Genomic DNA, 24,418 nt, shown 5'->3' with positions numbered 1-24,418 from the left:
GTGAATTTTACTAATGGTTTCTTTCTTTTACATCTCTTTTTATGTAATAATTTGTTAAAGGAGGGGACGTTATGAGCATAGGAGAGCAGCTAAAAAAACTACGAGAATCAAAGGGGTTTTCGCAAGAGGATGTTGCTAAAAAGATTGGTGTGACGAGGCAAGCAGTGTACAAATGGGAAAATGATAAAAGTTATCCTGATATTGATAATTTAATTTTACTGAGCGAAATGTATAATGTTACGCTAGATGAGTTGATAAAAGGGAAACAGAATATTAAAGAAAAAATACATATTGATGAAGAAGATGAGGATTTTGAGAAAGAGAATGATTTTGGTTTTTATATTGGGTTTGGATTGCTAATTATGAGTGCATTCATTGATTATGAAGGAATACAAGTATTTGTATTAGGAGTTGCACTATTCATGATGGTTTTTTATTCGAATGTGAAGAAAGTTATTTTGAATGAATATAGATCGTTTTTTCAAGAGAAAGAGCGAAAAGATATATGTGATAAAAAGTGAGAAGAGTTAGTTATATTTCCTAGGAAAGGGTATAATGAATATTTTCATTGTATTATAATGATTTTGGGATATCGGTAATATGAAAGCTATTTGGGTAGATCCTTGAAATCTATATGTAAAATGATAATAAAGTTATTTAATTTTAAAAGCTCAAACAAGCATAACCCCGTTCTAAAGCTAGGACGGGGTTCAAAATATAATAATAAAATCGCTTAAGAGTCTACGTTTTATTCAATGATAGTGCCTTTTTATAAAACGTCACTTGCTTATTTATTACCGAGTTCTTCCGCTAAACCGATTAAAATTCCTTCGACTCCACGAATGTAGCAGAGACGATACGAGTTCTCGTACTGAACTACTTCGCCAACGAGCTCTGCACCATGCTTAGTGAGTCTCGATACCATTTCGTCAATATCTTGAACGGTGAACATGACGCGTAGATAACCGAGGGCGTTTACAGGAGCTTTTCGGTTATCTGCTATAGTAGGAGGGGTGAGAAATCGCGAAAGTTCAATTCGGTTGTGGCCATCTGGAGTGACCATCATAGCGATCTCTACGCACTGAGAACCGAGTCCAGTTACGCGACCAGCCCATTCACCTTCGACATTGGCTCGACCTTCGAGATTCAAGCCAATCTCCTCAAAGAAAGAGATTGCGTTATCAAGAGATTCTACAACGATGCTGACATTGTCCATTCGTAGTAATTTGTTTTTTGCCATAGTCTTATCTCCTTATGTATAAAAGTTCATTATTTAATCATCCTCATAATTATACTACTAAGTAGTTACAAATTCCTTTCAGTCAAAAACACCTTGTCACAGTATAGGAAAAATTGACAAGGTGTTTTTTTATATGTCATATAGCATCTTGTTAACGAACAGCTTTTATCTAATAGGAAGGAAGTAGATTAATATGATTTTTTTATAAGTGTTACTGAGCATATCAAATTAGCTCATTTGCACTAAAGGCTCAATTTTCGCCATAAATGATTGATGCAGTGCCTCAACACCTGTTACTAAATGAAGGCGGTCAATAACGACAGACACTTTAATTTCTGATGTACTTACCATTTTAATATGAATATCTTCTTCTTTTAAAGTAGTAAACATATTTGCAGCGACACCAGGGTTAGATACCATGCCAGATCCTACGATTGATACTTTTGCTAAGTGATTTTCATGTTCTACAGATTCGTAGTGAAGAGTTTCTTGATTTTGTTCCAAAACTTTTAAAGTTTCTCTTAAATCATTCGAGTGAATGGAGAAAGAGAGATGTACAGTTCCTTCATTTGTAATACTTTGAATGATGATATCTACATTAATGTGTGCTGCTGCTAATGTAGAGAAAACTGTTGAAAGCGAGCCTTGTTCTAGTCCTTTAATTGTGACACGTGTAATGTTATCCTCAAATGCAATACCTTTAACGATTGATTGTTGTTCCATGTTACATTCTCCTTTTACAATTGTTCCGTTTTCTTGTTCCATACTTGAGCGAACTTCTAAAACTACGTTATGATTTTTAGCAAACTCAACAGCGCGCGGGTGTAATACGCCAGCACCGAGATTAGCAAGCTCTAACATTTCGTCATAAGAAATTTCGTCTAATTTGTAAGCGTCTTTTACAACTCGTGGGTCCGTTGTATATACGCCTGTCACATCCGTATAAATATCACATTTTTTTGCTTTAAGTGCAGCGGCTAGTGCGACAGCAGTCGTATCAGAGCCACCACGGCCAAGCGTTGTAATTTCATTTTCTACACTTATACCTTGGAAACCAGCTACGATAACAATTGTGCCTTCAGCAAGATAAGATTGAATACGATCTGTATGAATGTCAGTAATCCGTGCACTACTATGTACAGATTCTGTCGTAAGACCAGCTTGCCACCCTGTTAATGAAATTGCACGATAGCCTTTTGCTTGCAGTGCCATTGTTAATAATGAAATAGTTACTTGTTCTCCTGTAGATAGAAGCATATCCATTTCACGTTTACTTGGATTTTCTGTAATAACGTTAGCGAGTGCGACAAGTTCATCCGTGCTTTTTCCCATTGCTGAAACGACAGTGACAACGCTATGACCTCGTTCATATTCTTCAATAATTAAATTTGCTACATGTTGAATGCGCTCGACGCTTCCGACAGAAGTGCCACCAAATTTTTGAACAATTGTTTCCATTACAAATTCCTTCTTTCGTCTATTTTTAAGAATAGATTAGGAAATATATAAATCCCAATACTCCTGTAGTTACCAGAAAGACAAACAAAAAACACCATCTCAAATAAGTGAGGATGGTGCTGTTACAGGAAAAGGGAAACAGAAAACGGAGCTAATAAAAAAACCGCCAAAAAAGGAATATCATAAAAAATGATATCTCTTTTTTGTAGATAGCTCTTCATACGTACACGTCTGTACATATGACAGTTCTGTTTCTATTCGAAAACAGCCCCAATTGATAAATGCAGAGAAACTTATCAATTTCGGCAATACTTCCTTTCATCTAAGTTCATAGACATCTCTGTGTCTCCATTAGAATACTCATAAGTATCGCAACCTCTATCTCACGTTTTAGGCGAGAGTGTTTGATTTATGAAGTTGTTGGTAACATTTGTTTTATAATAATTTAAATTTTTCGGGGAATCAAGTGTTTTATATATATTTTAAAAATTCTTTCTTTTTTCTGAGGAAGTTTGTGAAAAATGTAGCAAAATAAATTCATTGCATGTACATTAAACTTATAGTGCATAGGAGGTGGGAGAATGAAAAGGAAACAGCCTATTTATGTTGCGACAAAAATGAACACGACGATGGGAAAATTATGGGAATATACGCAAGAACCAGATATACATACGGAGTGGGATGCTCGCTTTACTGAAATTTCGTATTTAGAGAAAAAAGAAGGAGAACCACAGAAGTTTTTGTATAAAACAAAGATTGGATTTGGGCTTGAAATAGCTGGAGAAGGGGAATCAATAGGTGAAATAAGAAAAGAAACTGGTGAAAGAATTTCTTCTTTAAAATTTTGGACGGATAATACATTATCTCTTATTCAAATAGGACGTGGTTATTGGAAGTATACGCCGAATAAAGAATACATCCATTTTGAGACACAATATGATTATGATACAAGATTTGGTCGTATAGGAAATGTGATAGATTCCTATATTTTTCGTCCGTTATTAGGTTGGGCGACTGCTTGGAGTTTTGATGCCTTAAAATTATGGTTAGAAAAGGGGCTTCATCCTAGGTTACTAATTAGAAGAACAATGACGTATTGGCTCGTATGTTTTTTATTTGCTTTTGTATGGATATATCAAGGGATAGTGCCAAAACTACTTTTTACTCATTTAGAAGAAGTAAAGATGCTTTCTGTATTAATCGGTTCAAATGAAAATAGTGTATATATACTTAAAATAATTGGGGTGTTAGAAATAATTTTCGGTGTTGTATGGCTGTTGCCAATAACAAAACGAAAATTATTTATACTGCATATTATTGTATTACTAGTTTTAACATTAGCGGCAGGATTTACGAATATTGCAAGCTTTACAGGGCCGTTTAATCCGATTACATTAAATGTTCTTCTAATGGGGTTATCAATTGTCGGTTATATAAATAGTTTCGATTTACCAAGAGCGAAAAATTGCAATAGGGCGAGAAAGGGATAAGTGTATGGCTAATATATATGAACGATTATTAGGGGATACCTATAAAAATCTTCATCCTGAATTGCAGAAGCGTTATGCGATTACAGAAGAGAATAGTTTTACAGGTGAAGGAAAGATGGATGAAATTTACGGTGGCTCTTTTTTCGTGAAATTTATATTAAAAATTGCATCGAAGTTTCGAATGTTTTTCTCGGAACGAGGAGAGGAAATTCCATTTACGATACAAAACATAGCTGAGCGAGATGAATATGGACAAGAATTAGTAAGGTGGAACCGTACTTTTTATTTTCATAATAAGAAAAGATATTTTAACGCAGTTATGCAATTGGATGGAAACGAAAATGAAATTGTAGATTATTTTGGCGAACCACATTTACTCGTTTCTACACTGCATTTTCATATCGATGAGTTAGGGGCAATGCATATTTCTTCAAAGAAACAATGGTTTTATATGTTTGGAAGAAAAATGCCGTTACCAAAATTTTTGTATGGTGAAGCAAAAATTGTTGAAAGTTATGATACAACACTACAGTGTTTTCGAATTTATGTACAAGTACGAAACCCGTTAATTGGCTCGCTTTTTTCATATAAGGGAACATTTGTGGAAAGGAAATAAACGATATGAAAAATATAATATTTGGGCTTGCTTGTTATGTTGTTTTTCTAATATATGAGTGGTCGAATATAAATCCTGTTGAAGCAATTATATTATTATCTGTTTTATTATTTATACCAATGTCACTTTGTATTAGTGATAAAAGAAAAAGAGATGAATCGTATTTATTATTTTATAAATTCGTATGGTTTTTATATCCAATCGCAGCAATTTGTGCAATGCTAGCTTTCGTCACAAATTACAATGTATTTGCGCTAGTTTGGTTTGTATATACAGGAATTGTTGCGTTATTTGGTGTAAGTAGATTGCTAGAAAGAGGATGGAAGCCGTTAGAAGAGATCGCCATAGATAGTGCGTTTATTTATTTGTTTTTAGGTGGTTTTTGGTTTTTTGCTTCAGTAGCAAAACTTTCAATTATGCATTTTAGCTCTGACATTGTTTTACTCACAGCAGCGCATTTTCATTATTCGGCGTTTCTATTGCCATTATCAGCTGGTTTAATAGGGAGAAAAAGAGAAAAGAGAAGTAAAGTATATGATGCTATTATGTTTATAATCATGATTTCACCTATGACAGTTGCAATAGGAATTACATACTCGAGAATATTTGAATTTTTTGCAGTGCTCCTATATTTATGTGCGATTTATGGATATGGATTTTACGTTTGGAGAGCAAAATTTAATGCTATCAGTGCAAAGATTCTTTTAATCGTTTCGTCTAGTACACTCATGGTTACAATTATGTTCTCACTTATATACTCATACGGGAATTTGAAGCATGTAATGACGATTACAATTGCTCAAATGGTTTGGATTCACGGTGTTGTCAACGGAATTGGAGTAGCGTTACCGGCATTTGTCGGCTGGATGATCGAAAAGAGTGTTCCGAATTATAAATACTATGGGAAACCAATGAGTAAATTAAGAGGAAGTGTGGCAATTGGTGAGGCTTTTTTATATAGCGGCAATTTAGTAGGCAGTAAGGAATACAACGGTTTAGTTGATCAAATAACTGATTTTCATAGTGAGTCATTTGACGTGACGAAGGTACCTTTAAGTATTATTCGTTTTTATGAAAATACAACAGAGTATGAGTTGCAATCAAATATTAAATGGGCTCGTTGGTTCCGCCTATTTGCATTTTGTTATGAGAAAATGAGCAAGCATGTAGGACAAATACATTTAGGAATGGGCGACAAGTGGGAAACGATGCATGGCTCTATCATTGGTGTAATGGATGAGGAAGATGGAAGAGAGAATGTAAGGGCTTGGCTAAGGAAAAATGAAGCAGGTGAATCTATTTTTGTAGCTCTTTATTCAAAGCATACAGATAAGGATGAGACATATATGAATATCGCCTTGCCTTTACCTTATTCGAATATGACTGGTATTTTGAGGCTATGTAATGATAATCATGATTTAATTATTACTAGTAAGTTAAGAGAAAATGGCCAGGGAGATGAGGGGATTTATTTACATACTCGGTTCTTAACAATCCGTTTACCGTTAGCAGAGACTTTCATCATTACAGAGGGTAAGGATAAAATGTTAACAGCTCATCATAGCATGTGGCTATTTGGACTTGAATTTTTACATATTCATTATAAGATTGAAAAAATTGCACAGAAGTAAGAAAGGCTTGGAGGGGTTTCCAAGCTTTTTTATGTATGGGTAATTGTCATAGAAATTTGTTTATTTAGCTCATTATCCCAAACACGTTGAATTTCAAAAGTGCCTGTTTCAAAAAATAATGGGAATCTTTCTTTAAACCAAGTTTGCATAGGTAGCTTTAGTGCTGTATCGATTGGTATCCATAATAATTCACCCTCAGGAGGATTCAAAAGAAGTTCACCTTCAAATGAGTCTGTCCAATAGTTAAATACCATATATCGAACATTATCTTTCGGATTGACATATTCATCTAATCCTTTAAAAGTTAAATTGGAAACAAGTAATCCAGTTTCTTCTTTTACTTCTCTTATAGCGGCTTGAACGATACTTTCGGGGAAATCTACTTTGCCGCCAGGAGCGATGTAGCCAGGGAAACCTCGATGGCTGGGGCGTTTTATGAGTAAAATTTCATTGTTACGTTGGATCATACACATTGTATAGATCTGATGTTCGATGTTATGTGAATTTGGAGGCATAATGATGTATTCTCCTTTATATTTTTTTGATAATTTTACCATAACATAATTGTTTCTTATATAATTAGAAATGGAATGTTATAAATTTTCAGTTATATATTATAAATTCTATAGTCATTCGAAAAGAGGGGAGAGACATGCAAGGAGAAATACAAAAGGAGAAAAGTTTGGGTTATGTTGGTAAATTATTATTACCGGTTAAAGTATCACCACACTTTAAATTTTTATGGATTGGACAATTACTCTCGGTCTTAGGTAGTTCGATAACTATGGTCATACTCCCAGTTGTTGTGTATTCATTAACTGGTTCAACAGTTGTAATGGGGATGACGATGGCAATGTACATGCTACCTAATATTCTTGCCTTACCGTTTGCGGGTTTAGTTGTAGACCGAATTGATCGGGTTAAATTAATGTTATTTACGGATATAATCCGCTGTATATTAATGCTATTACTTGCATCGCTTATATTTATGGATTTATTAACAATTACAATTTTATATATTCTCGTTGCCTTATACGGACTTATGGAAGGGATATTCCAACCAGCATATGCTGCTGTAAGAGCGAAAGTATTTGTTCCTGAAATTCGTAATGCAGCTAACGCACTCACTCAAATGAGTAATCAAGGTATACGATTAATTGGACCAGCACTTGGTGGGTTAATCGTATCGGTTGCGTCTGCAGGGATAGGCTTCGGACTAGATGCAGTAACGTACTTATTATCATTTTTATGTTTATTATTTTTAAAAGAAATTAAGTTTAAAAAAGTAAAGTCTATTGAAAAGAGTAACATTGATTACAAACAAGAGTTTATGGCAGGTGTTTTCGTTTTAAAAAGTCATCCTTGGCTATGGATTACAATTTTAGTCTTTTCTTTTATAAATATTTGTTATGCCGGCATTATCGTCGTATTAATTCCATGGTTATTTAATGTTCATCATCATTTTGAAGCTTACGTGTATGGACTTGGCATGGCCTTTTCTGGTGGTGGAGCTGTAATTGCTGCATTAATATTTGGTGGGAAAGAGCGGTGGCAGAAGAGAGGATTACTGGCTTATGGAGGTGTTTTAATTAGTGGGATTGCTTTATTAATTATGCCATTCATTTCTTGGGCACCTGCTTTAATATTCTTAATGGCAATTGAAGGATTCGGCATGATGATATTTGGACTCATTTGGGAAACGAGTTTACAGGAGCTTGTACCAGAAGAAGCGTTCGGAAGAGTGGCAAGCCTTGATATGTTGGGTTCTTTTGCTTTATTACCATTAGGGTACGTAGTTGTAGGCTGGTTAGCTACTGTCATAGGTGGCGAGATAACTATTATAACACTAGCTAGTTTAGTAATTTTAACAATTGGAATCGCATTGTCTGTACCGAGTATTCGTCGATTTGATTGATTATATGGGAAAAGAGGGCGATATGCATGACTATAGAAAACTTGAAAGATATAGTAACAAGGCAATTAGAGAGTAAATACATTTTGGAAGAAAAGGTCTTTGAAGCAAAAAATTTTACAGTTTATATCTCTACCCAAATAGAAAATAACTTAGCATATAATCAACTAGTATTAATAAAACATCTTTGTAATGAAAAACCTTCCATACATATTTGGCACAAAAAAATTAGTATGGAAGCAACAGAATTGGAAATCACAAAAGAAGTGATGGAAGCGATACAAGCAGGTTTCAAAAAAGAAGAATAAGCCCTAAAGAAATTAGGACTTATTCTTCATTAAATACAAATGTTTGTTTCATTTTTTTACCTTCATTTACCGGATGGCCGTTATAAGAGAAATTCTTTTCTTCCCAAGTGATCACAACTTTAAAATTATGACTATTAAAGTCTAATGGGAATACCATGTAGTCAAAGCTTGTATGACTTTTAGAAATATTTTCATTAGGTGTAGTAGGTTTAAAGGTAGCCTTAGAGGTAGGATTGTTATCAAGTATTTCCACGGATACGTTTGATACATCATGACCGATGTTTTTTACGAGTAAACTATACGTATCAAATACACCTTGTTTCGGCTGGATTGCTTGCTTGTTTGAGTTATGAGATTTATCAATTTCGACATACCATTGTTTAGACTTTGATGCAATCGGTAGTGACTGAAATGTGTAAGCACTAGCTTGCATTGGTAGTGCTAAACATATAAGCGTAAAGAGAGTTAATATTTTTCGTTTCATTTTTTGAGAGCTCCCATTCTTTAATGGATTTACTTGTTATTATCTTCTTTTTACGAGTTAATATACCATATAATGTAAAGTGGTTGTTGTGAGTAGTGAATCAATATCTTATTCACTACTCTTATAGCTAGCATAATTACGTATGAAGTAAGAAAGAATAAATTTGTTTTTTCTATACTTAGATTACTGCCCTTTTTAAAAGGGCTATTTTTACGTTTTAATAAAAAGAATATACTAAGAATTCCGTATAAATTATTTATTTTAATGTAGTTAAATGTGCTTGTATATGTGAAATTAGAGAGGGAAGCTGTGTAGAGATGTTTCTACACAGCTATTTAGGATATGAAAAAATTACCAAAATATGTTAAAGTAACATTGTCATACAACAAGGGGTCTTTGTTTTATGGAAAATGTACATCTTGCTAAAGTAGATTTAACGAAAAAAATTGAATCAAAATCTAAGTACAACAAGAAACTCGAAAAATATCAAAGGCGCTTATTAGCATTACAGCAAATTTTGAAAGAAGAAAAAATCGCGGTTATGCTTGTTATGGAAGGATGGGATGCGGCTGGTAAAGGTGGGGCAATTAAGCGGGTGACGGAACATCTTGACCCACGTGGGTTCCAAGTAAATCCAATTGGAGCACCTGCACCTCATGAAAAACGTTACCATTATTTGCAACGTTTCTGGCGCAAAATTCCACAGTACGGGCAAATCACCATTTTTGATCGCTCATGGTACGGTCGTGTGTTAGTTGAGCGTGTTGAAGGATTTGCTACAAAGGAAGAGTGGATGAGAGCATATGATGAGATTAATGATTTTGAAAAACTACTAACAGATGACCATTACATAATAGGGAAGTTCTTCTACCATATAAGTAAAGAGGAACAGTTAAAGAGATTTAAAGATAGAGAGAAAAATCCTTTGAAAAGATGGAAAATTACAGACGAAGATTGGCGTAATCGTGAAAAATGGGATGAATATGTTGAAACAATGGAAGACATGTTTGAAAAAACAAGTAAGCCAAATGCGAAGTGGCATATTATTGAAAGTAACGATAAATTGTATGCCCGTGTGAAAACGTTAAAAATCATTATTTCATTCATTGAGGATTATTTCTTAGAACATGGTATAGAATTGCCTTCTTATTATTATGAAATGAAAGAGGATATTGAAGTTTTGCAAGATGTAGGTGTTAAAGAGTAAAAAAGAAAATGGTCCTGTGAATTGGTGAAACCAAATTATGGGGCTTTTTTATTTAGAAACATTTTACAATTAACAGAATAAGGTATATAATCAATAATCATATTAACATTGTTAATATGATTATTGATTATATACTATGTGGGGGTTTTACTTTGAAGGGAAGAGATGTTGTTTTAGGTTTATTAATGCAAAAGGAATTGTCTGGTTACGATATTAAAATTGTGTTTGAAGACGTATTTACTCATTTTTTTGATGGAAGTTTTGGAATGATTTATCCAACGTTACGACAATTGGAGAATGAAGGGAAAATAAAAAAAGAGGTTGTCATGCAAGAGGGAAAACCGAATAAGAAAATGTACTTTATTACAGATGAGGGGCGTGAAGAATTTTATCAATACATGCAGACACCTGTAGAGAAGGATGTTTTACGTTCGGATTTTTTAATGAGAATGTATTTTGGTAACTATAGTGATGATGTAACAATAAAAAAATGGATTAAAGATGAAATTGAAAGAAAAGAAGCGTACATTGCAGATCTTCGATTGAAATATGAAAAGTGGAGAGTAGGTATTACTTTCGTCGAAGAAATTTCACTAGATGTAGGTATTGCATCGTATAGTGCACAAGTGGAGACTTTGAAGAAAAAATTAGAAGAGTTAGAGGCGAAAGAAAACAATAAAACAGAAGAATGAAAAACGCGTTCACAATAAATAAAGGGGTATATAAAGATGGAGCAATCAAAGGGTATTAAGATTGTCTTTTTAATGTGTCTAGGTATCTTTCTTTGTATGATTGATACGACAATTATGAATATAGCTTTACCGGCAATACAATCGAGTGTAAATACTTCGTTAGAAAAGATGTCTTGGGTATTAAATGTTTATACAATGACGATTGCAGTACTTGCCATTCCGTTAGGGCGGATAGCTGATATCTTTGGAAAAGCAAAGATGTATATTCTTGGTCTGGTGATTTTTGGTGGTGGATCGGTACTTTGCGCTTTTGCTAATACAGGTGATTTTCTTATTTTTTCTCGTTTTATACAAAGTATTGGGGCAGCGATTTTATTTCCAACAAGTATGGTAATTGGTGTATCAGCTATGCCATTAGCTAAGAGGCATGTTGCGCTTGCAATTTTAGGAGTAACACAAGGATTGTCAGCTGCTATGGGACCAGTAATAGGTGGAATTATTACGCAACATTTAGGATGGAGATGGGTGTTCTTCGTTAATGTTCCGGTTTGTATAATAGGAATCGTGTTATGTTGCATCATGCTACAAATAAAAAATGAAGAACGTATTATCTCAAAAATAGATTGGATAGGACTACTATTAAGTAGCACAGCAATTTTTTCATTTACTCTCATATTAGTAAAAGGTAATACATGGGGATGGCAAAGTAATATTGCTTTGTCTTGTTATGCAATTAGCACTATTTCTCTTATTCTATTTGTTTTAGTAGAACGAAAGATTCATAATCCAATGGTGAATTTAAAGTTATTTCAAGATCGAATGTTTGTCGGAGCGTCTATCGTTGTTATATTAAGTAATTTATTTTTAATTGGAGTTACTGTATTGCTTCCAACGTTCTTGACGAAACTACAAGGTCGAACGGAAATTGAAGCGGCTTTTTTAGTGACACCTATTTCAGCAATGATATTTTTTGTCTCACCAGTTGCAGCAACTTTAATTAAAAAACTCGGAAAAGTAACTATTATTTTGTCAGGATTTCTTATTATGGGGCTTTCCTACTATTGGTTGCAAATGATTGATGTTCATTCAACAAATATAGAAATTATTATTCCATGTATGATATTAGGTGTTGGATATGGTTTAGTAGTGGGGCCAATTACAGTTTTAAGTGCGTCTTCGTTTGAAGGAGAATTGTTAACTGCTTCTCAAAGTGTTGTATCAATGTTACGACAAGTCGGAATTGTATTGGCAGTCGCAATATTTGTCTCTAACTTAACTCACAATTTAACTGTAAATAAAGAAAAAGTATATCGTTATGCAGAAGAAAAGGTGCGTACTATTCATGTGAATAGTACTGAGCAAACTGAAATTTTACAAATGACTAAAGAAAAAATAGAGAATCAAAGTTTAGAGTCGAATATAAATAAGAAACAAAATGCAATGACAATGGGATTAAGTAAAGAGAAAAAGGAAGAATTGATTCGCGACAAGACGGATGAAATATTAAGAAAAGTTCCAGTAGAATATAGAGATGTAAAAAGAGAAGAAGTTATGAGGCAAGTGACAAAAGAAGTTGAAAAACAAGAGGAAAGTATAAAGAAAGAAGTACTCACATTTTCAAATGATGTGAATCATTATGCCAAGAATCAGATGGCTATGAGTTTTACAGATTTATATAAAGCAAGTGTGCCAATTATTTTAATTTGTGCTTTCGTAAGTTTGTTGTTTTGGGAAGGGAAAGCTTTGAGTAAAAAGAGAAAGGGAAGATTAGTAGAAGAAGCGTAAAGAAAAACAGGCTATAGCAGCCTGTTTTTTTCATTGTTTTCTCCTTGCATATTGTGAATAGTAGTATTTTTAATATAGCATGGGATAAGTCGAGTATGATTAGAAAGTTTTTTAGAATGAAAGGGATGAATGGAAAATGCCATTGAATATGTAACGTTATACATAGTACATTAACAAGAGGGATTAATTTTAAAAGGAGGATGGGGAATTGCTAGATAAGGCAGGGGCTTTAATAGATAATCATGTGTACACAGAAGAAGAGCAACAAAAACTATACAAACGAACGTTAATAATCGTCAGCATTTCACAAATGTTTGGCGGTGCAGGACTAGCTGCTGGTATTACAGTAGGTGCACTTCTTGCGCAGCAAATGCTTGGAACAGATGCATTTGCAGGATTACCAACTGCTATGTTTACATTGGGATCGGCATTAGCAGCTTTCATAGTAGGGAAGCTTTCGCAACGATATGGACGCCGGATAGGTCTTGCAACAGGGTTTATAGTAGGCGGATTTGGAGCAATTGGTGTTGTAATGGCAGCTTTAACAAATAGTATTATTCTTTTACTTATTTCTTTACTTATATATGGTGCCGGTACAGCCACGAATCTACAAGCTCGTTATGCAGGTACAGATTTAGCAGATAAGAAGCAGAGAGCAACGGCTGTTAGTATTACGATGGTAATGACGACTTTCGGTGCAGTTGCAGGACCAAATTTAGTAGGGGTAATGGGAAGTTTTGCTCATTCAATTGGAGTTCCTAAACTTGCAGGTCCGTTTATACTATCGGCAGCAGCATTTATACTGGCGGGTCTAGTTCTTTTTGTTATGCTTCGTCCAGATCCTTTGATTATTGCTAACATAATAGAAAGATATAAACAGGAACATACATATAAAGGACAACCAATAACAGAAGAAGCGAAAGAAAATAAACGAGGTATTACAGTTGGAGCAATCGTAATGATACTTACGCAAATAGTGATGGTTGCGATTATGACGATGACGCCAGTTCATATGGGACACCACGGTCACGGTTTAAGTGCAGTAGGACTTGTGATAGGTTTTCATGTAGGTGCAATGTATCTTCCATCTCTCGTTACAGGAATGTTAATTGATAAAATTGGCCGAACTACAATGAGCATAGCTGGTGGAGTGATTTTACTTGCAGCGGGTGTCATAGCTGCGATAGCGCCAAGTGATTCTTTATTATTATTAATCGTTGCTCTGTCTTTACTTGGGCTAGGATGGAACCTCGGATTGATAAGTGGTACAGCACAAATCGTTGATTCCACAACACCGTCTACACGTGCTAAAACACAAGGGAAAATAGATGTTTTTATTGCGCTAGCTGGAGCTTCTGGTGGAGCAATGTCAGGTATGGTAGTAGCGAATTCAAGTTATGCGGCATTGTCATTGGCTGGAGGCGTGTTAGCGTTATTACTTATTCCTGTTGTGATATGGTCTCGAAAAGGGGCAAGAAATTAAATGAAAAAGAGGTTCTAGTTACTGACTAGAACCTCTTTTTATACACTTAAATTAAATTCCACTCTACAATAAGTCCTAAATGCGTAAGTCCGCCACCAAATCCGTATAGTAAAAGTGTGTCTCCGTTATTTAACCTTCCTTCTTTTATAGCTAAATTTAAAGCGAGTGGAATGGTGACTGAAGAGGTATTCCCCATATATTCCACGCTCGTTAATGTTTTTTGTATTGGAATTTGAGATTTTTCGCAAATAGATTCAATCATTCGTAAGTTAGCGCTGTGGGGTATGAACCAGTCTATATCATCTACTTGCATATTTGCGGTATGTATTAAATCTTTTATGCCTTTTGGCACTGTACGTGTTGCCCATTTATATACTTCTCTTCCATTTTGAACGATTTTTTCATTTGTTTGCAGTGGTGTGCCATTCATAGTAGTAGATAAGTTTGTTCTATATAGATGAATGCCGCCATCACCGTTTGTTCCCATGTGAGCAGCGATAAAGCTTGGGGTGTCTTCATCTCTTTCTAATAAAATAGCTCCAGCACCATCACCGAATAAAATACAGGTCGTTCTATCGGTATAATCAGTAACTTTAGATAATGTCTCTGTCGCTACGACAAGTACTTTTTCATGTGATCCAGAAGTGATTAAGCTATTACCGACGTGTAGTCCATATGTAAAACCAGCACAAGTTGCATTTAAATCAAAAGCTAGTGTATGAGGTATGTTGAAGTATTGTTGTATTTGGCAAGCAACACTAGGGAAAACGTAATCAGCAGTAGTAGTAGCGACAATGATACAGTCGACATCTTCTAAGTTTTTCTTATATGTTGTACATAAATTTTCAATTGCTTTAATGGCTAAGTTTGAGGAGTATTCTTCGTCGCTAGCGATTCTTCTTTCCTTCATTCCTGTTCTTTGTACAATCCATTCATCATTCGTATGGACCATCTTTTCTAAATCGTTATTAGACAATATTTGATCTGGAACATAAGTACCAATTGCAGTAATACGAGATTTAGAATGCATAGGAACATCTCCTAACTTTTATTTTTATAACCTGATACTAATATTAGGTTATAAAAATGTCAATAAAGATTTTTGTTGTATTAAAACGATAATACTTAACTTACTATGAAGGAATTTGGCGAGTGCTGTAAAAATAATATACGAGAAGTTTCTAAAATTGATAATGAAGGGAGTTGAGCTCCTTGAAAAGGATTTTACAGATGTTTCCTGTCGTCATCATTTGTAGCTTTATTCTTATTATTTTTCCAGAGAAATCTTATGCTTGTGATTGTATTAAAGTATCAACAGAAGATGCATTTCAAAAAAACGATGTAGTGTTTGAGGGAAAAGTAATTGAGGTTGGAAGGAAAGAAGGGGTTGGAACTGAAGTGTTATTTGAAGTGAAGAAAATTTGGAAAGGGACAACTTCTTCGCAAATTATCGTATATACAAAGGGTGGTGATTGTATGTTTCGCTTTGTAGAAGGAGGAGAGTACTTAGTATTTTCTACTCAAAGAGGATCAGAAAAACAATTATACACAAATAGTTGTAGTGGAACGAAGAGATTGGATGAGGCAGGGGCGGACAAAGCGGCTTTAAGTCAAATTGCAAAAGAGTCTGTTCCGACGAAGAAAGTGGATTTAAAAGGTGAGATGGTGAGCGGTTTAAATTGGCGGCAAGTTGCTATTATTTCCATTGGTTTGTTATTGATGATTGTTTTTGTTATTTTTATTGTGAGAAAAACTCGCAAAAAATGACGATTAAAGTAAAAATATAAAGATATTCTTTAGTGTGATATAGGTTGTTAAACCTTGTGAAAGCGAATTACTTATGCTACACTTTATGTAACTTAAAATGAACGGAGGGGCTTCCTTTGATCTTAATCAGATTACGTCTCAATACTTTGTGCCAATAATTGAATAGCGCTCAAAGGCTCTGTCTGTGTACAGAGTGAACGGGATTGGTCTGCCTATTTTAAAGGAACCCTTTATTAAGCTTATATGTGAAAAAGAGGGAGGGACGAATACGCCCTCTTTTTGTTTTGCCTTTATAAATAGAATGGGATTGTATAAGTGAACACTTACTGTGGATACGTATACAATCTTGGGACTTTTTGACTATAAAATAGGATGAAAGCATAGCTTTCTTCTATTTCTTTGGTGAACCCTTATCCGTTTACGAAAACACAGGCAGCGACCTGTGTTTTTTATTTTACGTAATCGAAATGGAGGAATAAATATATGGAAGAAGTATTACAAAGAGCAGTTTTAGTTGGAGTAAATGTAGGTAATGAAGATGATTTTGCATATTCGATGGAAGAGTTAACAAATCTTGCGGAAGCTTGTGATGTAGAGGTAATTGGGCAAGTAACGCAAAATTTACAACGAGTAAATCCGTCGCATTATATCGGAAAAGGAAAGATTGAAGAAGTAGCAGCGTATGTACAAGAAATAGATGCGAATATGGTTATCTTTAATGATGAATTATCTCCTTCACAAATTCGAAATTTAGAAGAGGATTTAGATTGTAAGGTAATTGATCGTACCATTTTAATTTTAGATATTTTTGCGCAACGTGCGAAAACGAAAGAAGCACAGCTACAAGTAGAAGTAGCACACCTTCAGTATATGATGCCTCGTTTAATCGGTCTTCGTGAATCGTTAGGGAGACAGAGCGGCGGCGTTGGTACGAAAAATAAAGGTGTCGGTGAAAAAAAGTTAGAGTTAGACCGTCGTAAAATCGAAGAACAAATTTCAGTTTTGAATAAAGATTTAGAAGCGCTCGTTGCCCAGCGTCAAACGCAGCGAAAGCAGCGTAAGAAAAATGAAATACCTGTTGTAGCATTAGTAGGTTATACGAATGCAGGAAAGTCAACGACGATGAATGCAATGCTTGAAATTTATAATGGTACAGAAGAAAAGCAAGTATTTGAAAAAGATATGTTATTCGCGACGTTAGAAACATCTGTACGAAATATTGATTTGCCAGATAATAAATCATTTTTATTAACAGATACAGTTGGATTTGTAAGTAAATTACCACATCATCTTGTGAAGGCGTTCCGTTCAACGTTAGAAGAAGTAGCGGAAGCAGACCTACTTATTCACGTTGTAGATTACGCAAATCCAAATTATGAACAATTAATTGATATTACAAATGAAACGTTAAAGAAAATTGGAGTAGAAAATATTCCAACGATCTATGCTTATAATAAATCAGATATGGTAGATGTTGAAATTCCGAAAGTGCAAGAAGATCGCGTTTATTTATCAGCGAAGAAACATGTTGGAATTGAAGAACTTGTAGAAATGATTCGCTCACACATCTATAAAGAATATACGAAGTGTGAAATGTTAATTCCATATGATCAAGGACAGGTAGTTTCGTATTTCAATAATCATGCACACGTTTTATCTACGAGTTACGAAAACGAAGGTACCAAATTAGAAATAGAATGTAAGACGAGTGATTACGAGAAGTATAAGCATTTTGCAATTTAATGTAAGAGGCAACCCAGTATGTGATTGGGTTGTCTTTTTTTGTACGGTTTTACCGCTGAAAGTTACAAGGATGCAAGCCAATGACGGGAGTTAAGTTATATTTCTGGAAAAAGAAATGAAAGCAGTATAGAATAGAAATGTTTCAAAAGTCAGAATTTATTACACCTACTGTAATAAATATATATTTTGTACAGAAAGGGGAGATTCACATATGCAGGCAGTTTCACACAAAGAAACTGTAGAAACACCGACAATATATCGAATTTTATTTGCGATTAGCTTTGGGCATTTTTTAAATGATTCGATGCAAGCAGTTGTGCCGGCGTTGTTTCCTATTTTGGAAAAAACGATGAATTTATCCTATATGCAAGTAGGGTGGATTGCGTTTGCATTAAATATGACGTCATCGATTATGCAACCGGTGTTTGGTATGTATTCAGATAAGAAGCCGTCACCATTTTTATTACCACTCGGCATGTTTTCAAGTATGCTTGGAATGATTGGACTCGCGTTTGCACCAAACTTTATTATTGTTATTATTTCTGTTTTATTTATTGGTTTAGGTTCCGCGGTCTTTCATCCAGAAGGCGCTCGTGTTGCGTATATGGCGGCAGGTGCAAAACGAGGGTTAGCGCAAGCAATTTATCAAGTTGGGGGAAACACGGGGAATTCTCTAGCTCCTATTTTTACAGCGCTAATTTTCGTTCCACTCGGTCAAATTGGTTCATTAGGTTTTACAGCATTTGCAGCAGTAGGAATTGTATTATTAATTTTCGTATCGAATTGGTACAAAAATGAATTAGCAACCGGTGCTGTAAGAAGGAAGAAGAGGGCTGCACTTGAGGCGGAAAATGCAATTGTAAGTACACACATTAAATTCGTTATTATACTTCTTGTTTTTCTTACTTTTGTACGCTCTTGGTACGGTGCTGGTATCGGGAATTTCTATCAATTTTACTTAATAGAGCATTACGGTTTATCTATAAAAAATGCCCAGTATTTCGTATTCGCATTTATGATTGCTGGTGTGTTAGGAACTTTCTTCGGAGGACCGTTAGCAGATCGATTTGGTAAGAAAAATATCATCGTATTTTCAATGTTAGGTTCAGCGCCACTTGCACTGTTATTACCACATGTCTCACTTGTGTGGGTCGTACCGTTATTTTTATGTATCGGTTTTATTAGTTCAAGTAGTTTTAGTGTAATTGTTGTATATGCACAAGAGCTTGTACCTGGAAAAGTGGGAATGGTGTCAGGATTAATCGTAGGTCTTGCGTTTGGACTTGGAGCATTAGGTGCTGTAGTTCTTGGGAAATTAGCAGATATATATAGCCTGCAATTTATTATGCTATTATGTAGTTGTCTACCATTAATTGGACTCACTTCATGGTTACTGCCAAGTGATAAGAAAACGATAGAATAGGGGATGCGCTATGAAATTGTGTGAAAACGTTACGGAATTAATAGGAGATACACCTGTCGTCCGATTATCTAAATTTATTCCGGAAGACGCAGCAGATGTGTATGTGAAACTAGAAATGTTTAATCCATCGCGCAGTGTGAAAGACCGTGCTGCTTATAATTTACTTCACGTTGCAGAAGAAAATGGTCTCATCAAACCAGGAGATACAATTATTGAACCGACAAGCGGGAATACAGGGATTGGTTTAGCGATGAATGCAGCAGCTAAAGGGTATAAAGCGATTTTAATTATGCCAGATAATATGTCAAAAGAGCGTATTAATTTATTGAAAGCATACGGAGCAGAAGTAGTTTTAACACCAGCAGAACAAAGAATGCCAGGAGCAATTGCGAAGGCGTTAGAACTGCAAAAACAAATACCGAATAGTTTTATCCCGCAACAATTTGAAAATCCAGCTAATCCGAATATTCACCGTTATACGACTGCGCTTGAAATTTACGAACAAATGGATGGAGAGCTGGACGCTTTTGTTGCAACGGCAGGAACAGGCGGAACGATTACAGGGACTGGTGAAACGTTAAAAGAGAAATTACCAAACTTATATATTGCAGTAGTGGAACCGAAAGGATCTCCCGTTTTATCAGGTGGTGTACCAGGTCCCCATAAACTAGTAGGAACAAGCCCAGGGTTTATCCCGAAAAACTTAAATACAGAAGTGTATAACGAAATTATTCAAATTGCAGACGAAGAGGCTTTAACGACAATGAGAAACTTAGCTAGACAAGAGGGATTATTAGTTGGGCCGTCTTCCGGAGCATCTGTTTACGCTGCAATCATGATAGCGAAACGTCTAGGCGCTGGTAAAAAAGTTTTATGTATTGCGCCTGATACAGGTGAACGTTATTTGAGCATGGGGTTATTTGAATAAAAAGGATAGAAACACCTTAATAGTGAATAGCTACTATTAAGGTGTTTGTTTTATGGAATGAAGAGGGGAGAAGAACAATGAAACTATTAAAACCAACCCATGAATATAGTGAGCATATTACAGCGTATAGACACGCGTTTTTAAACTCAGGGGAACAACCACATGGAAGTAGTTCTTTACAAAACTTTGATTCTCTTGATGAATGGTTTGAAAAAGTGAGTAAACAAGAACTAGGAGAAAATTTACTAGCTAATCGAGTGCCATCTAGTCAGTTTTTAAGTTTTGAAAAAGGGGAACTTATAGGTTTTGTGAATATTAGACATAGATTAAATCCAGAATTATTACGGGAAAGCGGTCATATTGGATATAGTGTCCATCCAAATAAACGTCGCCACGGTTACGCTACGAAACAACTACAACTTGCATTAGCTGAAGCGCAAAAATTAGGATTGCAGAAAGTATTAATAACTTGTGATGAATCCAATATCGGTTCTGTTAAAACGATTCAAAAGGTTGGCGGTGTGTTAGAAAATGAAGTAGTTTCTTCTCGTACTGGTGAAGTTATTCAGCGCTTTTGGATAGAAATATGATGTAGTAGGAATTTGAAAAGGTAATGCAAGCTATAATATCGAAATAGATAAATGCAGTATAGGGGATTACTGCAATTTTAGGGGGAAATGAAATGGGATTAAAAGAGAAAGCAATAGAGATGTCAGAGATCTATAGGCAAAATCCGAAAGTAGAAGCCATTATTTTAGCGGGTTCAGTAGCTAGAAAGCTTGAAGATGAACATTCAGATATAGAATTACATATTTTATGGTCAACACCGCCAGAAGATGAGGATCGTAGGGCCCCTATTCATCATATTGATGGGACAATATTATCGTATCATCCGTATGAGGAAGAAGAATGGTCGGAAACGTATTTAACGAAAGAGGGAATTAAATTAGAGATTAGTAACTTTTTAACAGAGACAGTAGAGAAAGTGATTTCGGATGTGGTGGATCAATATGATATAAGTTATGAAAAACAATGTATTGTATCATCCGTTCATGATGGTGTTAGTTTGTATGGAGAAGGGAAAGTGAATGAATTAAAAGATAGAGTAGTGGTATATTCAGATGAACTAGTAAAACGAATGATTTCAGAAAATCTATGGTTAAGTAATCGTTGGCACAATCGAAAGGCGCTTTTAAAACGGAAAGATTGGCTTATGCTTTATGATGTTATTTGCGAAGTACAAAGGAACGTATTCGGTGTTTTATTTGGTTTGAATAAAATGTATGTACATCATCCAGCGTTTAAATGGATGCCTAATAATGTGGAACGAATGACTATTAAACCTGAAAATTTATATGAACGTATGGCGGACACATTAATAGGGAGTCCAGAAAATAGTGTGCAGGAGTTAGAGTTGCTAATAGAAGAAGTGTTGCAACAAGTTCATACATACGCGCCAGGAGTAAATGTGGATGAGCAAGAAAAATCTATTTTTTATTTTGTGAAATAGAAAATAGTAATAAGGGGGAAGTTATGGGTTTTTTTAATAGGTTTTTTAAAAAAGTTGAAAAAGTAAATGAGCAAGAAGCCACTCTTCATGAATTAAGTGAAGAATTGTATGTTGAATCACCGGTAGAGGAAGCGACTAGTTACTGGGTATCAATGGCACAAAATATAATTGTTAATGCTGTAAAAGCGGCTGACAATGATGTGGAACGTGCCTTCGTGTTATTGAATTTGAAGAAAGGTGAGGCTTCATTTGATATTTTCTATCAAATAAATGGGCAATTGTATTTCTGGGATCAGCTAGAAAATGAGACGATAAGAAATAGAATTCAGAACGAGTTGTTACCGCAAGCTCCAGAAGTTTCAAATGCAGTAAATGAGCAATTTCATGAAGCTGATCACCCTATAATTTCGTTTGCGCAATTGCAGTTTGAATGGGAAACGAAAGCCTGGTTTTCACATATAATTTGGGAAGATAACCTTGCTGCTCAATTGCCCAAAACTCAAATTCTAAATGAATGGTTTCGTGTAATTAAAGAAGAAACGAAAAATAGACCACTGGATAGTGATGCGAAATTTTCTTGGTATCCATCAAACTCTTAAAAAATTAATACAGAGAGACAAGTTATGTTTCTAGATGATTTGTATTATTGAATAAGTATCAATAATACGTAATTCTTTTTCTATTGCCTGTTAGAATTCGTTATGTACTAATCCACTTGTTTTCTAAACTAAAAACTTATATTTCGAATTTTAAAATAGATTGTAATACATAAAAATTCGAAATATAAGTTGACACTATTTTTAATGTGTGATAAAAATGATAGTAATCAATTCGGAAAATAATATTTGGGCAATGAAAGGGTATAGTAGTGAATATCTCCCTATTTCAGAGAGCTGATGGTTGGTGTGAATCAGTATATAGATTATTCATGAAGTTCGTCCTGGAGCATCTTTCATAAATCTCGCATTATGAGGAAATGAAAGACGGTAGTTTATACCGTTATCAAATAAAGTGGTGAAGATTTTTTCACAACTAGGGTGGTACCGCGATATTTATCGTCCCTACGTATTTACGTAGGGACGTTTTTTATTTAGGTCCTAACTTTTGTGTGTCTTCATAACTAGGGTGGTACCGCGATATTTTATCGTCCCTACGTTTTTGCGTAGGGGCGTTTTTATTTAGGTGGTTTCTTAGTGTTCTTCACAACTAGGGTGGTACCGCGATATTTTTGTCGTCCCTACGTATTTACGTAGGGACGTTTTTTATTATTAGGGAGGAAGTGAACGTATTAGAAAAGAGTATTGATAGAACAATATAAATACCGAATTGTAACAAAGAAAAAGAGATAGAGAGGAGATTAACAAATGAATTCACAGCAATGGACATCGAAATTAGGTTTCGTATTAGCTGCAGCAGGTTCGGCAATTGGTCTTGGGGCGATTTGGAAATTCCCATATATGGCCGGCATTGGAGGAGGCGGAGCGTTCTTCCTAATTTTCATCGGTTTCACATTATTAATTGGTTTACCGCTATTATTAGCTGAATTTGTTATTGGAAGAAGTACACAAAAAGAGGCTGTCGATGCATATAGAGAGATTGCTCCTAAAACGTTATGGCCTTGGTTAGGTAAATTAGGAATTGTAACATGTTTCATATTACTTTCTTTCTACAGTGTTGTAGGAGGCTGGATTTTATTATATTTATGGAATGCAATTACAGGTAGACTATGGGAAGGAAATGGAGCATACGAAGCTACGTTTGGTGAAATCATTTCCAATCCATATTTAGCAGTTGGATCACAGCTATTATTCATCCTTATTACTATTTTCATCGTAAGTAAAGGTGTACAAAATGGTGTTGAAAAAGTAAATAAATATTTCATGCCAGCATTATTCGTTTTATTCTTTGTATTAATCGTTCGTGCACTTACATTAGATGGTGCTGGAGAAGGCGTTCGTTTCTTCTTACAACCTGATTTCTCACATGTAACATCAGAAGTTATATTATACGCAATGGGGCAATCGTTCTTCTCATTATCTGTCGGGGTAGCCGTTATGGTAACGTATAGCTCGTACTTACCGAAAGAAGAAAGCTTACCACGTTCAGCATTTTCTATCGTAGCCTTAACTCTTGTTATTACATTACTTGCAGGACTTGCAATTTTCCCAGTTGTGTTCGCATTTGGAATGGAACCATCTCAAGGGCCGGGACTATTATTTATCGTGTTGCCAGCTATTTTCAGTAAAATGGCGTTCGGAAAATTATTCTTCATTGTTTTCTTATTACTATTCTTCTTCGCTACGATTACATCAGCAATTTCGATGTTAGAAATTAGTGTTGCATCGTTAACATCAAAAGGTAAAGGGAAACGTGAAAAAATGGCCTTAATCGTAGGGTTATTAATCTTCGTTGTTGGGGTACCATCAGCATTATCATTCGGTATATTAAGTGATCTGAAGATTTTCGGGAAGACAGTCTTTGATTTAGCGGACTATGCAGTAAGTAACGTATTAATGCCACTTGGTGTATTATTAGTTTCTATCTTTGTTCCTTTAAAAATGAAGAAAGATGTATTAATGAAAGAGCTAGGTGTAAGTAAAAATAAAGGTTATAAACTATTCGTATTATGGTTATTTTTACTTCGTTATATCGCACCAATTGCGATTATTATCGTATTCTTAAATGTACTTGGCATTATATAAAAAGAAAGGTAGCGTATCATACAAAGATACGCTACCTTT

At 34.9% G+C, this 24,418-nt stretch carries 23 protein-coding genes, 1 riboswitch and 1 other annotated feature; of the genes, 18 read left to right on the top strand and 5 right to left on the bottom strand.

Annotated elements, in window-relative coordinates; genetic code table 11:
* The first annotated feature begins 71 nt into the window (after nt 1-71).
* Complete coding sequence (locus tag MRP26_RS02940; RefSeq protein ID WP_023521645.1) at nt 72-521, top strand: helix-turn-helix domain-containing protein; 450 nt, start codon at nt 72-74, stop codon at nt 519-521.
* 266 nt (nt 522-787) lie between these two features.
* Here MRP26_RS02940 and MRP26_RS02935 read toward each other — a convergent pair whose 3' ends face one another.
* Together MRP26_RS02935 and MRP26_RS02930 are read right to left on the bottom strand one after the other, a co-directional pair.
* Entirely contained in the window at nt 788-1,240 is a 453-nt protein-coding gene (locus MRP26_RS02935; RefSeq protein ID WP_075719494.1) for a VOC family protein, read from the bottom strand.
* A gap of 228 nt (nt 1,241-1,468) precedes the next feature.
* On the bottom strand, nt 1,469-2,698 hold the full coding sequence (locus tag MRP26_RS02930; protein ID WP_242805956.1) for an aspartate kinase: 1,230 nt from the start codon (nt 2,696-2,698) through the stop codon (nt 1,469-1,471).
* Between the two features lie 202 nt (nt 2,699-2,900).
* Nucleotides 2,901-3,087, bottom strand: a riboswitch (Lysine riboswitch).
* 192 nt (nt 3,088-3,279) lie between these two features.
* Here MRP26_RS02930 and MRP26_RS02925 point away from each other — a divergent pair.
* Genes MRP26_RS02925 through MRP26_RS02915 form a run of 3 tightly spaced genes read left to right on the top strand, consistent with a single transcriptional unit; the run spans nt 3,280 to nt 6,435 of the window.
* On the top strand, nt 3,280-4,188 hold the full coding sequence (locus MRP26_RS02925; protein ID WP_089170781.1) for a DoxX-like family protein: 909 nt from the start codon (nt 3,280-3,282) through the stop codon (nt 4,186-4,188).
* A gap of 4 nt (nt 4,189-4,192) precedes the next feature.
* The gene (locus tag MRP26_RS02920; protein ID WP_197241827.1) at nt 4,193-4,804 is read left to right on the top strand and encodes a DUF4166 domain-containing protein; all 612 of its coding nucleotides are present in this window, start codon (nt 4,193-4,195) and stop codon (nt 4,802-4,804) included.
* A 5-nt stretch (nt 4,805-4,809) separates the two neighbouring features.
* The gene (locus MRP26_RS02915) at nt 4,810-6,435 is read left to right on the top strand and encodes a YndJ family protein (RefSeq protein WP_197241825.1); all 1,626 of its coding nucleotides are present in this window, start codon (nt 4,810-4,812) and stop codon (nt 6,433-6,435) included.
* A gap of 29 nt (nt 6,436-6,464) precedes the next feature.
* Here MRP26_RS02915 and MRP26_RS02910 read toward each other — a convergent pair whose 3' ends face one another.
* Nucleotides 6,465-6,950, bottom strand: coding sequence for an 8-oxo-dGTP diphosphatase (locus tag MRP26_RS02910; protein WP_197241824.1), 486 nt, complete (start codon nt 6,948-6,950; stop codon nt 6,465-6,467).
* Nucleotides 6,951-7,087: 137 nt separating this feature from the next.
* On the opposite strand from MRP26_RS02910, the gene MRP26_RS02905 reads away from it, so the two are divergent.
* Both MRP26_RS02905 and MRP26_RS02900 read left to right on the top strand, forming a co-directional pair.
* A complete protein-coding gene (locus MRP26_RS02905) occupies nt 7,088-8,350 on the top strand; it encodes an MFS transporter (protein ID WP_069355388.1) in 1,263 nt (420 codons plus the stop codon).
* 26 nt (nt 8,351-8,376) lie between these two features.
* Nucleotides 8,377-8,655, top strand: coding sequence for a hypothetical protein (locus MRP26_RS02900; RefSeq protein WP_069355389.1), 279 nt, complete (start codon nt 8,377-8,379; stop codon nt 8,653-8,655).
* Nucleotides 8,656-8,674: 19 nt separating this feature from the next.
* On the opposite strand, the gene MRP26_RS02895 is transcribed toward MRP26_RS02900, so the two are convergent.
* Nucleotides 8,675-9,139 (bottom strand): hypothetical protein, encoded by a 465-nt coding sequence (locus MRP26_RS02895; protein ID WP_000823337.1) that lies wholly within the window; start codon nt 9,137-9,139, stop codon nt 8,675-8,677.
* A 403-nt stretch (nt 9,140-9,542) separates the two neighbouring features.
* Between MRP26_RS02895 and MRP26_RS02890 the strand changes: the two genes are divergently transcribed.
* The 4 genes from MRP26_RS02890 (at nt 9,543) to MRP26_RS02875 (ending at nt 14,306) form a co-directional block, all read left to right on the top strand.
* Entirely contained in the window at nt 9,543-10,346 is an 804-nt protein-coding gene (locus MRP26_RS02890) for a polyphosphate kinase 2 family protein (protein WP_053564781.1), read from the top strand.
* A gap of 152 nt (nt 10,347-10,498) precedes the next feature.
* Complete coding sequence (locus tag MRP26_RS02885) at nt 10,499-11,038, top strand: PadR family transcriptional regulator (protein WP_000678346.1); 540 nt, start codon at nt 10,499-10,501, stop codon at nt 11,036-11,038.
* 36 nt (nt 11,039-11,074) lie between these two features.
* Entirely contained in the window at nt 11,075-12,823 is a 1,749-nt protein-coding gene (locus tag MRP26_RS02880) for an MDR family MFS transporter (protein ID WP_053564780.1), read from the top strand.
* A 208-nt stretch (nt 12,824-13,031) separates the two neighbouring features.
* Nucleotides 13,032-14,306, top strand: coding sequence for an MFS transporter (locus tag MRP26_RS02875; RefSeq protein WP_000884513.1), 1,275 nt, complete (start codon nt 13,032-13,034; stop codon nt 14,304-14,306).
* Nucleotides 14,307-14,352: 46 nt separating this feature from the next.
* On the opposite strand, the gene MRP26_RS02870 is transcribed toward MRP26_RS02875, so the two are convergent.
* Nucleotides 14,353-15,336: a ketoacyl-ACP synthase III gene (locus MRP26_RS02870; protein WP_075716890.1), complete on the bottom strand. Its 984-nt coding sequence runs from the start codon at nt 15,334-15,336 to the stop codon at nt 14,353-14,355.
* A gap of 200 nt (nt 15,337-15,536) precedes the next feature.
* Between MRP26_RS02870 and MRP26_RS02865 the strand changes: the two genes are divergently transcribed.
* The 8 genes from MRP26_RS02865 (at nt 15,537) to MRP26_RS02830 (ending at nt 24,379) form a co-directional block, all read left to right on the top strand.
* Nucleotides 15,537-16,073, top strand: a complete 537-nt coding sequence (locus MRP26_RS02865) for a cobalamin biosynthesis protein CbiN (RefSeq protein ID WP_142238795.1) — start codon at nt 15,537-15,539, stop codon at nt 16,071-16,073.
* A gap of 483 nt (nt 16,074-16,556) precedes the next feature.
* Nucleotides 16,557-17,816: a GTPase HflX gene (gene hflX / locus MRP26_RS02860; protein ID WP_000393281.1), complete on the top strand. Its 1,260-nt coding sequence runs from the start codon at nt 16,557-16,559 to the stop codon at nt 17,814-17,816.
* A 211-nt stretch (nt 17,817-18,027) separates the two neighbouring features.
* Entirely contained in the window at nt 18,028-19,239 is a 1,212-nt protein-coding gene (locus MRP26_RS02855; protein ID WP_242805955.1) for an MFS transporter, read from the top strand.
* A gap of 10 nt (nt 19,240-19,249) precedes the next feature.
* Nucleotides 19,250-20,167 (top strand): cysteine synthase A, encoded by a 918-nt coding sequence (cysK, locus tag MRP26_RS02850; protein ID WP_000762271.1) that lies wholly within the window; start codon nt 19,250-19,252, stop codon nt 20,165-20,167.
* Nucleotides 20,168-20,244: 77 nt separating this feature from the next.
* Nucleotides 20,245-20,757, top strand: a complete 513-nt coding sequence (locus MRP26_RS02845) for a GNAT family N-acetyltransferase (RefSeq protein WP_197241823.1) — start codon at nt 20,245-20,247, stop codon at nt 20,755-20,757.
* A gap of 92 nt (nt 20,758-20,849) precedes the next feature.
* Nucleotides 20,850-21,677: a DUF4037 domain-containing protein gene (locus MRP26_RS02840; protein WP_242805954.1), complete on the top strand. Its 828-nt coding sequence runs from the start codon at nt 20,850-20,852 to the stop codon at nt 21,675-21,677.
* Nucleotides 21,678-21,700: 23 nt separating this feature from the next.
* The gene (locus MRP26_RS02835; protein ID WP_000505541.1) at nt 21,701-22,276 is read left to right on the top strand and encodes a hypothetical protein; all 576 of its coding nucleotides are present in this window, start codon (nt 21,701-21,703) and stop codon (nt 22,274-22,276) included.
* 244 nt (nt 22,277-22,520) lie between these two features.
* Nucleotides 22,521-22,743, top strand: a binding site (T-box leader).
* Between the two features lie 298 nt (nt 22,744-23,041).
* The gene (locus MRP26_RS02830) at nt 23,042-24,379 is read left to right on the top strand and encodes a sodium-dependent transporter (protein ID WP_001088187.1); all 1,338 of its coding nucleotides are present in this window, start codon (nt 23,042-23,044) and stop codon (nt 24,377-24,379) included.
* Nucleotides 24,380-24,418: the final 39 nt, after the last annotated feature.

It is taken from the genome of Bacillus sp. CCB-MMP212 (assembly GCF_022748145.1).
GTDB lineage: Bacteria > Bacillota > Bacilli > Bacillales > Bacillaceae_G > Bacillus_A > Bacillus_A cereus.
This window is presented reverse-complemented; position numbering and strand designations above follow the sequence as displayed.